The organism is Streptomyces sp. OZ13, from assembly GCF_052068155.1.
GTDB lineage: Bacteria > Actinomycetota > Actinomycetes > Streptomycetales > Streptomycetaceae > Streptomyces.
Genome location: NZ_JBQHCZ010000014.1, coordinates 142,011 through 156,018, shown reverse-complemented (window position 1 = coordinate 156,018; position 14,008 = coordinate 142,011). Strand labels below are relative to the sequence as shown.

Below are 14,008 nucleotides of genomic sequence, written 5' to 3'. Positions count from 1 at the left end.
TGCCGACGGCAACAAAAAACCCGGCCGAATTGACGGCCGGGGTATTTTCCTGGGTATATTTATTGTTTCCGTCCAGAAGATTCGTCACCGGACGGAGAAGTTCAATAAACGTACCTTACCGCGTCAGGAGCTGAATTGTCAACCGAGGAATTGCAGCGGGAACAGCAATTCGTCTCTCTCGTGCACGAGCGGCTCGACCAGCTCCGTGACGAGGCCGAAGCCGCTCTGAACGCCACGATCGCGCAGGTGGGGACGGGCAGGCAGGCGCGGGTCGAGCGGGACATCGGCGTCGTCGAGCATTCGGCGTCGCTGGCGGCCCTGAATGCAGCCGACACCGGTCTGGTATTCGGCCGCATCGACCGGCGCGACGGTGTCACCCATCACATCGGGCGCACCGGAATCCGCCGTGACGACGCGGAACGCACTCCTCTGCTGATCGACTGGCGGGCCCCCGTCGCGCGCCCCTTCTATCTCGCCACCGGTCATGAGCCGATGGGACTGCGCCGCCGGCGGCACATCACCACGCAGGGGCGGACGGTCACCGCGCTGCACGACGAGATCATGGACCTCGCCGACACCACCCGCACCGGCTACGAGTCCCACGACGCCGACGAGGTGCTGCTCGCCGCGCTCGGCAGCGCCCGCACCGGGCGGATGGGCGACATCGTGTCGACCATCCAGGCCGAGCAGGACCGGATCATCCGGGCCCCGCAGCGCGGTGTCCTCGTCGTGGAGGGCGGCCCGGGAACGGGCAAGACCGCGGTCGCCCTCCACAGGGCCGCCTACCTGCTGTACGCGCACAGGGAACAGCTCTCCAAGCGCGCGGTGCTGATCGTCGGACCGAATCCGGCCTTCCTCGGCTACATCGGGGAGGTGCTGCCCTCGCTCGGCGAGACCGGTGTACTGCTGTCGACGGTCGGCGAGCTCTTCCCCGGTGTGCACGCCACCGGCACCGACAGTCCCGCCGCCGCGGCCGTCAAGGGCCGCGCGGACATGGCGGACGTGCTGGCGGAGGCGGTACGCGACCGGCAGCGGGTGCCCGACAAGGACGAGCCGCTCGTCGTGCCGCACGACGACGGCGACCTCGTCATCGACTGGGGCATGGCCGTCGAGGCACGGCACAAGGCCCGCGAGACGGGGCTGCCGCACAACCTCGCCCGCCCTCACTTCGTGTTCCGGATCATCGACGACCTGACGGCCCAGCTCGCGGACCGCATCGGCGAAGACCCGTACGGAGGCCCCAACTTCCTCGGCCCCGACGACATCGCGCAGCTCGGCAAGGCCATCGCCGCCAGCTCCGACGTCCACGCCGCGATCGCCACGCTGTGGCCGCCGCTCACGCCGCAGGAGTTCCTGGCGGACTTCCTCGCGGAGCCCGCCCATCTGCCGGCGGAGGATGCCGCACTCCTCAGGCGGGAGACGGGCCCGTGGACCCCGGCCGACGTGCCGTTGCTCGACGAGGCCGCCGAACTCCTCGGCGAGGACGACTCGGCGGCCCTCGCCCGTGCCGAGGCCGAGCGCGCGCGGCAGATCGCCTACGCGCAGGGCGTGCTCGAAGTCTCCTACGCCTCACGGACGTACGAGTTCGAGGACAAGGACGACGAGGACTCGGAGGTCCTCGCCGCGCACGACATCATCGACGCCGAGCGGATGGCCGAACGCCAGGAGGAGGCGGACCACCGCAGCGCCGCGGAACGGGCCGCCGCCGACCGTACCTGGGCGTTCGGGCACATCATCGTCGACGAGGCGCAGGAGCTCTCGCAGATGGCGTGGCGGCTGCTGATGCGCCGCTGCCCGACCCGGTCCATGACGCTGGTCGGCGACCCCGCGCAGACCGGCGACGCGGCCGGCTGCGCGTCGTGGCAGGAGATCCTCGAGCCGTACGTCGGCGACCGCTTCGAGCACACCCGGCTGGGCGTCAACTACCGGACGCCTGCCGAGATCATGGCCCTCGCCGCCGAGGTGCGGCGCAGCAAGGACCCGGCGTTCGAGCCGCCGCGTTCGGTGCGCTCGACCGGGGTCGAACCGTGGGAGGTGACCGTGGACCCGGCGGAGCTCGCCGCCACTGTCGCCGACAGGGTGGCCGACGCCCCGCGCGAGGGCCGGATCGCGGTGATCGCCCCCACCGCTCTGCACACCGCGATCGCGGACGCCGTTCCGGACGTGTCCGCCACGGGCGAGCCCGATCTGACGCGGCCCGTGGTCCTGCTCGACCCGAGGGCCGCCAAGGGCCTGGAGTTCGACACCGTGATCGTGGCGGAGCCGGACCTGATCCTGTCCGCTTCCGCGCAGGGTGTGAACGACCTCTATGTGGCGTACACCAGGGCGACGCAGCGCCTGGGAGTGGTGCGTACGGGCGGCCGGGCCGGGACCGGAGCGGCCTGAGCCGCCGCCGACGTCGCGGGCGAGCGGGATCGGCCGCCAGGAACGCGCGACGGCCGCGGTCACCTTCGCGGTGACCGCGGCCGTCGCCCTGCGGTTCCGGCCGGGCTCAGGCCGGCCGGAACCAGACCGTCGCCAGTGGCGGCAGGGTCGGCGCGATCGACGTACGGCGGCCGTGGGACTCGACCTGCTCCGCCTTCATCGGGTCCGCGTTGAGGACTCCGGAGCCGCCGAACCGCTCCTCGTCGGTGTTGAGGACCTCCGCCCAGGCGGTGACCGTCTCCGGGACGCCCAGCCGGTAGCCGTGCCGCACCACCGGCGAGAAGTTGCTCACCGCCAGCAGCGGCGAGCCGTGCTTGTCGAAGCGCAGGAAGGCGAACACGTTGTCCTCCCACGCCCCGCCGTCCACCCATGCGAAGCCCTCCGGCACGGTGTCCCGCTGCCACAGCGCGGGAGCCTTGCCGTACACGGTGTTCAGCTCGCGCACGAGGTCCCGCACACCGCGGTGGTCCGGCTCCGCCGCGTACGACGGGTCGAGCAGCCACCAGTCGGGGCCGTGGCCCTCGGACCACTCGGCGCCCTGGGCGAACTCCTGCCCCATGAACAGGAGCTGCTTGCCGGGGTGGGCCCACATGAAGCCCAGATAGGCGCGGTGGTTGGCCCGCTGCTGCCACCAGTCGCCGGGCATCTTGCTGACCAGCGCCCGCTTGCCGTGCACGACCTCGTCGTGCGAGATCGGCAGGACGTAGTTCTCGCTGTAGGCGTACACCATCGAGAACGTCATCTCGTTGTGGTGGAACTTGCGGTGCACCGGTTCGTGCTCGACGTAGCCCAGCGAGTCGTGCATCCAGCCCATGTTCCACTTCAGGCCGAAGCCGAGACCGCCGAATCCGTCGTCGCCCACGTGGTGGGTGGCCCGGGTGACGCCGTTCCAGGCGGTGGACTCCTCCGCGACGGTGACCACACCGGGGCAGCGGCGGTACACGGTCGCGTTCATCTCCTGGAGGAAGGCGACGGCGTCCAGGTTCTCCCTGCCGCCGTGCACGTTCGGCGACCATTCGCCGTCCTCGCGGGAGTAGTCGAGGTAGAGCATCGAGGCGACCGCGTCGACCCGCAGGCCGTCGATGTGGAACTCCTCGCACCAGTATGTCGCGTTGGCCACCAGGAAGTTGCGGACCTCCTTGCGTCCGTAGTCGAACTCGAGGGTGCCCCAGTCGGGGTGCGCCGCCCGCGCCGGGTCGCTGTGCTCGTACAAGGGGCGTCCGTCGAACTCGGCCAGCGCCCAGTCGTCCCTGGGGAAGTGGGCGGGCACCCAGTCCACCAGCACGCCGATGCCCGCCCGGTGCAGGCTGTCCACCAAGTGCCGGAAGTCGTCCGGGGTGCCCATGCGCGAGGTCGGCGCGTAGAAGCCGGTGACCTGGTAGCCCCAGGAGCCGCCGAAGGGATGCTCGGCGACCGGCATGAACTCCACATGCGTGAAGCCGAGGTCCTTCACGTACTTCGGGAGCTGCACCGCGAGCTGGCGGTAGGTCAGCCCGGGCCGCCAGGACGGAAGGTGCACCTCGTAGACCGACAGCGGCGCCTCGTGGACGGGCACCTCGCCGCGGCGTGTCATCCACTCCTGGTCGCCCCACTCGTGGTGCGACTCGGTCACGATCGACGCGTTGGCGGGCGGCACCTCCGTGCGCCGGGCCATCGGGTCGGCCCGCTGCGTGTACGAGCCGTCCGGGCGCATGATCTCGAACTTGTAGAGCGCGCCATCGCCGATGCCGGGCAGGAACAGCTCCCACACGCCGGTCGCGCCGAGCGACCGCATGGGGAAGCCTGAGCCGTCCCAGAAGTTGAAGTCGCCGACCACACGTACGCCCCGCGCGTTCGGCGCCCAGACGGTGAACCGGGTGCCGGTGACGCCCTGGTGCGTCATCGGATGCGCGCCCAGCGCCCGCCACAGCTCCTCGTGCCTGCCCTCGCCGATCAGATGCAGGTCGAGCTCGCCGAGGGCGGGAAGGAAGCGGTACGGGTCCTCGACCTCGAAGCCGTCCTCGTGGCCTTCGTAGGTGACGAGCAGACGGTAGTCGGGGGTCGTCCGCAGCGGGAGGAGGCCGGAGAAGAGGCCGTCGCCGTCGTTGTTCAGCTCGGTGCGCAGGCCCTTGGCGAGGACGGTCACGGACAGGGCGTGCGGACGCAGCACCCGCAGTTCGACGCCGCCGCGCACCGAGTGGGCGCCGAGCAGGGCGTGCGGGTCGTGGTGGCCGCCGCTCAGCAGCCGGCCCCGGTCGTCGTCGCCGAGCGGCTTCGCCGCGCGGACGCCGCGTCCGTCGCGCGGCCGGGGAGCGCCGGCCGGCTTGGCGCGGCCCGCCTTGCCGGGGCCGGACGCGGACCCGCCACGGTCGGCGGACGGGGGGCCGGCCCCGTCCTGACCGTCCCGGTCGCCGGAACCGGTGGTGGTCCTGGTGGTGGCCCCGGCTGCCGTCCCGGCCGTGCCACCGCCCGCCGCAGCCCCTGTGGCGGCGGTCCCGGCCGCTGCCGGGGTCACCGCGGGAGCATCGGAGGCGGGAACGTCCGTGCCCGTGCCGCCGGTCCGGGTGCTCTTCGTGCGGGTGGCGCCCGCCCTGGCACGGGCCGCCCCCGCCGGTGCGGTCGCGGCTCCCGCCGGCTTGGCCGTGCCGGCCCGGGCGCGCGCCGCCCGTGCGGGACGGGCCGCGGTCCCGCCCGAGCCGACCGGCTGGGGTACGGCCGGGTCCGCCGCCGCGGCGGTGTCCGCGCGGGCGGCCTTCCTCCCGCCGGAGCGAGCCGGGCGCGCCCCGGCGCCCGTCGGCACGGAACCGGCGTCGGCCGTCCCCGCCGCCTCGTTCCCGGCGGGCGCGGAGCCCTCCGGTGCGGGGGAGCCGGCTTCGGCCGGCTGCGCGGTCCCGGTCACGGACGGCTCGTCACCGGCGGGCGGCGTGACGGCGCCGGTCGCGGAACCAGGGGCACGGCCGGAGCCGGACCTCGTCCTCTCCGTGTCGCGCACCGCGCCCGGCTCGGCCGGCCCGGCGGGTCCGGTCTCTGCGCTGTGCGTCTCGGTCGGCTGGTGCGGGACTTCCGGTCCCGAGGGCTTGCGGGACGACGGTCGGGCGGTCACGGATTCGGCCTCCTAGGGCGGCAGATGCGTCGGTGGGGGAAGCGGTGCAGGTCAGTCGAGTGCGGCGAGGCGTTCGATCGCGGCCATCGGCACGGGCAGCCAGTCCGGCCGGTGTCTGGCCTCGTAGACGACTTCGTAGACGGCCTTGTCGGTCTCGTAGGCGCGGAGCAGTTCGGGCTCCTCGCGGGGGTCGTCGCCGCCGGCTTCGGCGTAGCCGTCGCAGTACGCCGCACGGCACCGCTCCGCCCACGCCGGATTCCAGGGGCGGTGCGTACGGGCCGCGTAGTCGAAGGAGCGGAGCATGCCCGCAACATCGCGCACGGCGGGCTGCGGACGGCACCGTTCGGTGAGCGGCCTGGCCGGTTCGCCCTCGAAGTCGATGACGGACCAGGGGGTGTCCTTCGGGCCTCGCAGTATCTGGCCGAGATGCAGGTCCCCGTGCACCCGTTGGGCCGCCCAGGTGCGCCCGCGGCCGCCGAGCGTGGCCACCGCGTCGAAGGCGGCGCGCAGCCGCGGCACGTACGGCACCAGCGCGGGTACGGACTGCGCGGCCGTCTCCAGCCGCCGGACCATCGCCGCCGCCAGCCGCTCGGTCTGCGGGCCGCCGAGCTTGACCGTCGGCAGGGTGTCGGCGAGCGCCGTGTGCACCTCGGCGGTCACCCGGCCCAGCTCATGGGCCTCGCCCTGGAAGGAGCGGTCGGCGGCCAGTGCCTCAAGCGCGAGTACCCAGCCGTCGCGGGAGCCCGGGAGGAACGGCTGGAGGACGCCGAGGGTGAAAGGTTCCGGCGTGCTCGTCCCGTACCAGGCGACCGGTGCCGGCACGCGTCCGCAGCCGGCCCGGGCGAGGGCGAGCGGCAGTTCGAGGTCGGGGTTGGGCCCCGGGTGGATACGGCGGAAGAGCTTGAGGATGTACGCGTCGCCGTAGACGAGCGAGGAGTTGGACTGTTCGGCGTCCAGCGGCCGTGCGGGCAGCCGGGCCGGCAGAGCGGGCGCGCCGTCGAACCGCTCGAAGCGCAGCGGCCCGAGCAGGCCCGGCGTGCGCAGCCGTTCCAGCAGGAGCGCGGCGAGCCGCGGGTCGCGGGTCCCCTCGTACACGGTTCGCCCGGCGAGCGGTCCGTCGGTGAGATGGCCGATCAACGCGGATGCCATCGGCGGCGGCAGGGTCTCGCGCACGCCGATGAGCAGTTGGTAGCAGTCGGCGGACGACCGCACGGGCACGTCCCGCTGCGTGACCCGCACGAGCAGGTGCAGCAGCCCGGGGCCGGGCCCGTCCAGGGGCAGCAGCTCCGTCGCGGAGACGAGTGAGAAGCCTCCGACCTCGTACCCCTTGCCCGCGAACCAGCGCTGTTCGGGCAGCCATTGGCGCAGCAGTGGGGCGAGCGAGGGAAGCAGACCGAGCGGAGTCCGGGTGGATGCAGCCTCCGACATGGGCATCGCGTCCTTTCCCCGGGTACACCACGAATGCGCAAAGTGTCCCGGATTGCAGCTGTGGCTGTCCGGCGGCGCGCGGGGGTGAGGGGGGAGTGCCCGAAGCGGGGCGGTGGAAACCGCCCCGCCGGAGTAGGGGGCGCCTTTCGGACCGGTTCAGTCCCCCTCGCGGACACGTCAGGCTGTGGCGGCTGCGCTCTTCGCGTCCTTGCGGAGGCGGAACCAGTAGAAGCCGTGGCCTGCCAGGGTCAGCAGGTACGGCCACTGGCCGATGGGCGGGAACCGCACCCCGCCGATGAGTTCCACCGGATGGCGTCCACTGAAGGTCCGCAGATCGAGCTCCGTCGGCTGCGCGAACCGCGAGAAGTTGTGGACGCACAGGACCAGGTCGTCTCCCCCTTCTTCCTTGGAGGGTGCCTCCCTCAAGAAGGCGAGCACGGCCGGGTTCGAGGAGGGGAGTTCCGTATACGAACCGAGCCCGAAGGCCGGATTCTGCTTACGGATCTCGATCATCCGCCGGGTCCAGTGCAGCAGCGAGGAGGGCGACGACATCGACGCCTCGACGTTGGTGACCTGGTAGCCGTAGACCGGGTCCATGATGGTCGGCAGGTAGAGCCGTCCCGGGTCGCAGGACGAGAAGCCCGCGTTGCGGTCCGGGGTCCACTGCATCGGGGTGCGCACGGCGTCCCGGTCGCCGAGCCAGATGTTGTCGCCCATCCCGATCTCGTCCCCGTAGTAGAGGATCGGTGAGCCGGGCAGCGACAGCAGCAGCGCGGTGAACAGCTCGATCTGGTTGCGGTCGTTGTCGAGCAGGGGCGCGAGCCGCCGGCGGATGCCGATGTTGGCCCGCATCCGCGGGTCCTTGGCGTACTCGGCGTACATGTAGTCGCGTTCTTCGTCCGTGACCATCTCGAGCGTGAGCTCGTCGTGGTTGCGCAGGAAGATGCCCCACTGGCAGTTCTTCGGGATGGCCGGCGTCTTGGCGAGGATTTCCGAGACCGGGTAGCGGGACTCGCGCCGTACCGCCATGAAGATCCGCGGCATCACGGGGAAGTGGAACGCCATGTGGCACTCGTCGCCGCCGGCCGTGTAGTCGCCGAAGTAGTCGACGACGTCCTCCGGCCACTGGTTGGCCTCCGCCAGCAGCACCGTGTCCGGGTAGTGCGCGTCGATCTCCTTGCGCACCCGCTTGAGGAAGGAGTGGGTGCGCGGCAGGTTCTCGCAGTTGGTGCCTTCCTCCTGGTAGAGGTAGGGCACCGCGTCCAGCCGGAATCCGTCGATGCCGAGGTCGAGCCAGAACCGCAGCGCGGAGATGATCTCCTCCTGCACGGCCGGGTTCTCGTAGTTGAGGTCCGGCTGGTGGGAGAAGAACCGGTGCCAGTAGTACTGCTTGCGCACCGGGTCGAAGGTCCAGTTCGACGACTCGGTGTCGACGAAGATGATCCGCGCGTCCTGGTACTGCTTGTCGTCGTCGGCCCAGACGTAGTAGTCGCCGTACGGGCCGTCCGGGTCGCTGCGCGACTGGAGGAACCACGGGTGCTGGTCGCTGGTGTGGTTCATGACGAAGTCGATGATGACGCGCATGCCGCGCTGGTGGGCCGCGTCGACGAACTCCACGAAGTCGGCCAGGTCACCGAACTCGGGGAGCACGGAGGTGTAGTCGGCGACGTCGTAACCACCGTCCCGCAAGGGGGACTTGAAGAACGGCGGCAGCCACAGGCAGTCCACGCCCAGCCACTGCAGATAGTCCAGTTTGGCGGTGATGCCCTTGAGGTCTCCGACGCCGTCGCCGTTGCTGTCCTGGAAGGAGCGGACCAGGACCTCGTAGAAGACGGCCCGCTTGAACCAGTCGGGGTCGCGGTCGCGTGCGGGGGTGTCCTCGAACGTGTCGTGGACGGGCTCATTCACGATCATGATGTGGGTGACCCTCCGGTCTGCTGGGACGGTCGCAGGGTGAGGACGTGCGCGGGCGCGGTACCCGGCTCGAGGCGCACATAGTTCGCCCTGCCCCAGTGATAGGTCTCGCCGGTGAGCTCGTCGCGCACCGGTACGGTCTCGTCCCCTTCGAGACCGAGTTGCGGCATGTCCAACGAGACCGTGGCCTCCTGGGTGTGGTGGGGGTCGAGGTTCGCCACGACCAGGACCACATCGGAACCGGACCGCTTCGAGTAGGCGATCATCCGGTCGTTGTCGATGTGGTGGAAGTGGATGTCACGCAGCTGCTGGAGCGCCGGGTGGCGGCGCCTGATCCGGTTGAGCGTGGTGATCAGCGGTGTGATCGTGCGGCCCTCACGCTCGGCCGTCTCCCAGTCCCGCGGGCGCAGTTGGTACTTCTCCGAATGCCGGTACTCCTCGCTGCCGACCTTGAGCGGGACGTTCTCGCAGAGCTCGTAGCCCGCGTACAGGCCCCAGGACGGCGACATCGTCGCGGCCAGCACGGCCCGCACCTCGTAGGCGGGCCGGCCGCCCTCCTGAAGGTAGGCGTGCAGGATGTCGGGGGTGTTCACGAAGAAGTTCGGCCGCATGAAGGCGGCCGATTCACCGGCCAGTTCGGTGACGTACTCGGTGAGCTCGTACTTGGTGTTGCGCCAGGTGAAGTACGTGTACGACTGCTGGAAACCGATCGCTCCCAGGGTGCGCATCATCGCCGGCCTGGTGAACGCCTCGGCCAGGAAGATGACGTCCGGGTCCTTGCCGTTGATCTCCCCGATCACCTTCTCCCAGAAGACGACCGGCTTGGTGTGCGGGTTGTCGACACGGAAGATCCGCACCCCGTGGTCCATCCAGAAGCGCAGTACCCGGACCGTCTCTCGGACCAGGCCCTTCATGTCCGTGTCGAACGCGATGGGGTAGATGTCCTGGTACTTCTTCGGCGGGTTCTCCGCGTACGCGATGGAGCCGTCGGCCCGGTGGTGGAACCACTCGGGATGCTCCTTGACCCAGGGGTGGTCGGGGGAGCACTGGAGGGCGAAGTCGAGTGCGACCTCCATGCGCAGGGAACGGGCGGCCGTCACGAAGTGGTCGAAGTCGGCGAGCGTGCCGAGTTCCGGGTGGATCGCGTCGTGCCCGCCGAACGCGGAGCCGATCGCCCACGGCACGCCGACGTCGTGGGGGCCGGCGGTCAGTGAGTTGTCCGGGCCCTTGCGGTGGGTGGTCCCGATGGGGTGGATCGGTGGCAGGTACACCACGTCGAAGCCCATCGCGGCGACGGCGGGCAGTCGTTCGGCGGCGGTGCGGAAGGTGCCGGAGACGGGCGGCTCGCCCTCTTCGACGACCGCGCCCTCCGAACGCGGGAACAGCTCGTACCAGGAGCCGTAGAGCGCCCGCCGGCGTTCCACCTGGAGCGGCAGCGGTGGTGAGGAGCTGACCAGCTCGCGCAGCGGATGGCGGGAGAGGGCGGCCTCCGCGTCGGGCGCGAACGCGGCGGCGAGCCGGGCCGCCGCGGGCCTGGCCGTGTCCCGCAGCGCGTCGGCGGCGGCGAGCACGGCCTCCCTGCCGTCCTTCTTCGGGACGCCGGCCGCGGCCCGTTCGTACAGTTTCGCTCCTTCGGCCAGAACCAGTTCGGTGTCGATCCCGGCAGGGATCTTGATGCCGGCGTGGTGGCGCCATGTGGCGACGGGATCGCTCCAGGCCTCGACGGTGTACGTCCAGTGGCCTTCCGTGGAGGGGGTGACCTCCGCTCCCCACCGGTCGGTGCCGGGGGCGAGTTCCCGCATGGGGGTGAAGGGACCGGAGCGGCCCTTCGGGTCGTGCAGCACGACGTTGGCGGCGACTGCGTCATGGCCCTCGCGGAAGACCGTGGCGGTGACCTGGAAGGTCTCACCCGCCACGGCCTTCGCGGGCCTTCTGCCGCAGTCGACGAGTGGGCGGACGTCCAGGACGGGGATGCGACCGATGAGCGAGTTCACAACATCACCTGAGGGCTGTGCGGGCAGGTCGGATCGAGCGGGATGTCTCGTTTGTGCGGGGTGGGTCTCATTTGACTGAGTTTTATTTGTATCTGCTGAAACGGTGACTGGCGGGCTGCGGGCATGTCCGCTCCTGTCCGCGTTCACTCGGGTGGACGGTAGGGAGGCCGTTCGAGGGTGCTCGCCTGCGTACCGGGTGAGCCTTCCCACGCCCTTCGGGTGGGCAATCCGGTGATGTGTTAACTACTAGGACGTACGGGGTCGCACAAGACACATGAAAAGAGACCGGCCCGTCATGTATGGGGAACCGGACTTTTCTGACGGCCGTTTACGCGCCGGATGCGCCAACGCGCCGGTGCGACACCCGTGCGCCGTGGTTACGGAGGGCGCGGACCGATACCGTCGGAAATGACGGAAAAGGACGCACCGTCCTGCGTCCGCTCGGATGTGTACCTCCCCTGCGAAGGTGAACTTGTGAAGGCCATTCGTCGATTCACCGTCCGCCCCGTCCTCCCCGAACCGCTCGGGCCGCTCAGCGATCTCGCACGCAATCTGCGCTGGTCCTGGCACACCGAGACCCGAGAGCTCTTCCGGACCGTCGATCCCGAGGGGTGGCGGGCCGTCGGCGGCGATCCCGTGCGGCTCCTCGGGAACGTGTCCGCCACCCGTATGGCCGAACTGGCCAAAGACCGGCGCTTCCTGCGCAGACTCGCCGCCGCGGCCGACGACCTGGACGACTATCTGCACGGTCGCAGGTGGTACCAGTCCAACGGCGGCGACGGCGGTCCCGACACCCCCGCGTTCCCCGCCGCCATCGCCTACTTCTCGCCCGAGTTCGGCGTCACCGCCGCCCTGCCGCAGTACTCCGGCGGCCTCGGAATCCTCGCCGGCGACCACCTCAAGGCGGCCAGCGACCTCGGTGTACCGCTGATCGGGGTCGGCCTGCTCTACCGGCACGGCTACTTCCGCCAGTCCCTGTCCCGCGACGGCTGGCAGCAGGAGCACTACCCGGTGCTCGACCCGAACGAGCTGCCGGTGAGCCTGCTGCGCGAGGGGGACGGCACCCCGGCCCGGGTGTCCCTCGCCCTCCCCGGCGGCCGGTCGTTGCACGCGCACATCTGGGTCGCACAGGTCGGCCGGGTACCGCTGCTGATGCTCGACTCCGACATCGAGGAGAACGGGCCGGGCGCCCGCGACGTCACCGACCGGCTGTACGGCGGCGGCAGCGAGCACCGGCTGCTCCAGGAGATGCTGCTGGGCATCGGCGGAGTGCGGGCGGTCCGCGCCTACTGCCGGCTCACCGACCGTCCCGCGCCCGAGGTGTTCCACACCAACGAGGGGCACGCCGGGTTCCTCGGCCTCGAACGCATCCGCGAACTGGGCGAGCCGCCCGAGCACGGCGGCAGCGGGCTCGGTTTCGACGCGGCGCTGGAGGCCGTGCGGGCAGGGACCGTGTTCACCACCCACACCCCCGTGCCGGCCGGCATCGACCGTTTCGATCGCGAACTCGTCGCACGCCACTTCTCCGAGGGCGCGGAACTGCCAGGCGTGCCCGTCGACAAGGTCCTTCAGCTCGGCATGGAGACCTATCCGGGCGGCGAGCCCGGCGTCTTCAACATGGCCGTGATGGGACTGCGGCTCGCCCAGCGCGCCAACGGCGTCTCCGAACTGCACGGCGCGGTGAGCCGCAGCATGTTCGCCGGACTGTGGCCGGGATTCGACGCCGCGGAGGTGCCCATCACCTCCATCACCAACGGTGTGCACGCCCCGACCTGGGTGGCGCCGGAGGTGTTCCGCCTCGGCGCCCGGCAGATCGGCACCAGCCGTGCGGAGGACGCCCTCTCCGTGGGCGGCTCCGGGCGCTGGGACTCCGTCGGGAACATCCCCGACGCCGACATCTGGGAGCTGCGCAGGTCGCTGCGCGAACAGCTGGTCATGGAGGTGCGGGAGCGGCTGCGCGCCTCCTGGCGCCAGCGCGGCGCGGGCGCGGCCGAACTCGGCTGGATCGACGGGGTGCTGGACCCGGACGTGCTCACCATCGGCTTCGCCCGCCGGGTGCCCTCGTACAAGCGGCTCACCCTGATGCTTCGTGACCGGGAGAGGCTGACGGAGCTGCTGCTGCACCCCACCCAGCCGATCCAGATCGTGGTCGCGGGCAAGGCCCATCCGGCGGACGACGGCGGCAAGCGGCTGGTGAGGGAGCTGGTGCGCTTCGCGGACGACCCGCGGGTGCGCCACCGCATCGTCTTCCTGCCCGACTACGGCATGGCGATGGCGAAGAAGCTCTACCCGGGCTGCGACGTCTGGCTGAACAACCCGCTGCGGCCCCTGGAGGCGTGCGGCACCAGCGGTATGAAGGCGGCGCTCAACGGAGCCCTCAACCTCTCCGTCCTCGACGGCTGGTGGGACGAGTGGTTCGAGCCGGACTTCGGCTGGGCGATCCCCACCGCCGACGGCGCGTCCACCGACGAGGACCGCCGCGACGAACTCGAGGCCGCGGCGCTGTACTCGCTGATCGAGGAGCGGGTCGCCCCGCGGTTCTACGACCGGGGCACCGGCGGGCTGCCCGACCGCTGGATCGAGATGGTCCGCCGCACCCTGACCACCCTCGGCCCGAAGGTGCTCGCGGGCCGCATGGTGCGCGAGTACGTGGAGCGGCTGTACGCACCGGCGGCGCGGGCGCACCGCGCCCTGGACGCCACCAGCGCACAGGATCTCGCGGCCTGGAAGGCCAGGGTGCGCTCGGCCTGGCGTCAGGTGGCCGTCGACCATGTGGAGGCCGTCGACCAGGACGCGGCCGCGGGCCAGGTGGCGTCGGCGGGTCTCGGCTCGACCCTCACCATCCGCGTCCAGGCGGCGCTCGGCGAACTCCAGCCGGACGACGTCGAGGTGCAGGTGGTCGCCGGCCGCGTCGACTCCGACGACGCCATCCGCGACGCCCAGACCTTCCCGCTGAAGCCGGCGAGCGGCCCGGACCTCGAGGGGCGCTGGGTGTACGAAGGGCCCCTCGCGCTGGACCGGACGGGCCCGTTCGGCTACACGGTCCGCATCCTGCCGGCGCACCGCCTGCTGCCGTCGGGTTCGGACGTCGGGCTCGTCGCCGTGCCGACGGAGACGGCGGGCGAGGACGCAGGCGTGCTGATGCGCTGATGCGCGACGAGGCCGA

The 14,008-nt window shown here is 71.1% G+C and carries 6 protein-coding genes; 2 read left to right on the top strand and 4 right to left on the bottom strand.

What is annotated here, in order from left to right:
* Positions 1-135 precede the first annotated feature (135 nt).
* Positions 136-2,385 (top strand): HelD family protein, encoded by a 2,250-nt coding sequence (locus ACTMTU_RS27260; RefSeq protein WP_441266095.1) that lies wholly within the window; start codon positions 136-138, stop codon positions 2,383-2,385.
* A gap of 106 nt (positions 2,386-2,491) precedes the next feature.
* On the opposite strand, the gene glgB is transcribed toward ACTMTU_RS27260, so the two are convergent.
* The 4 genes from glgB to ACTMTU_RS27240 all read right to left on the bottom strand — a co-directional run bounded on the left by glgB (position 2,492) and on the right by ACTMTU_RS27240 (position 10,842).
* Positions 2,492-5,203 (bottom strand): 1,4-alpha-glucan branching enzyme, encoded by a 2,712-nt coding sequence (gene glgB, locus ACTMTU_RS27255; protein ID WP_441266155.1) that lies wholly within the window; start codon positions 5,201-5,203, stop codon positions 2,492-2,494.
* A 354-nt stretch (positions 5,204-5,557) separates the two neighbouring features.
* Positions 5,558-6,934 (bottom strand): maltokinase N-terminal cap-like domain-containing protein, encoded by a 1,377-nt coding sequence (locus ACTMTU_RS27250; protein WP_441266094.1) that lies wholly within the window; start codon positions 6,932-6,934, stop codon positions 5,558-5,560.
* Positions 6,935-7,111: 177 nt separating this feature from the next.
* Complete coding sequence (treS, locus tag ACTMTU_RS27245; RefSeq protein ID WP_441266093.1) at positions 7,112-8,848, bottom strand: maltose alpha-D-glucosyltransferase; 1,737 nt, start codon at positions 8,846-8,848, stop codon at positions 7,112-7,114.
* Positions 8,845-10,842 (bottom strand): maltotransferase domain-containing protein, encoded by a 1,998-nt coding sequence (locus ACTMTU_RS27240; protein WP_441266092.1) that lies wholly within the window; start codon positions 10,840-10,842, stop codon positions 8,845-8,847. The genes treS and ACTMTU_RS27240 overlap by 4 nt, the downstream gene beginning before the upstream one ends.
* Positions 10,843-11,316: 474 nt before the next feature.
* On the opposite strand from ACTMTU_RS27240, the gene glgP reads away from it, so the two are divergent.
* Positions 11,317-13,992 (top strand): alpha-glucan family phosphorylase, encoded by a 2,676-nt coding sequence (gene glgP / locus ACTMTU_RS27235; RefSeq protein ID WP_441266091.1) that lies wholly within the window; start codon positions 11,317-11,319, stop codon positions 13,990-13,992.
* The last annotated feature ends 16 nt before the right edge of the window (positions 13,993-14,008 follow it).

Excerpts from the sequence above, each read along its gene's own strand:
- treS (WP_441266093.1), bottom strand. The coding sequence starts at position 8,848 with ATGATCGTGAATGAGCCCGTCCACGACACGTTCGAGGACACCCCCGCA.
- ACTMTU_RS27250 (WP_441266094.1), bottom strand. The coding sequence starts at position 6,934 with ATGTCGGAGGCTGCATCCACCCGGACTCCGCTCGGTCTGCTTCCCTCG.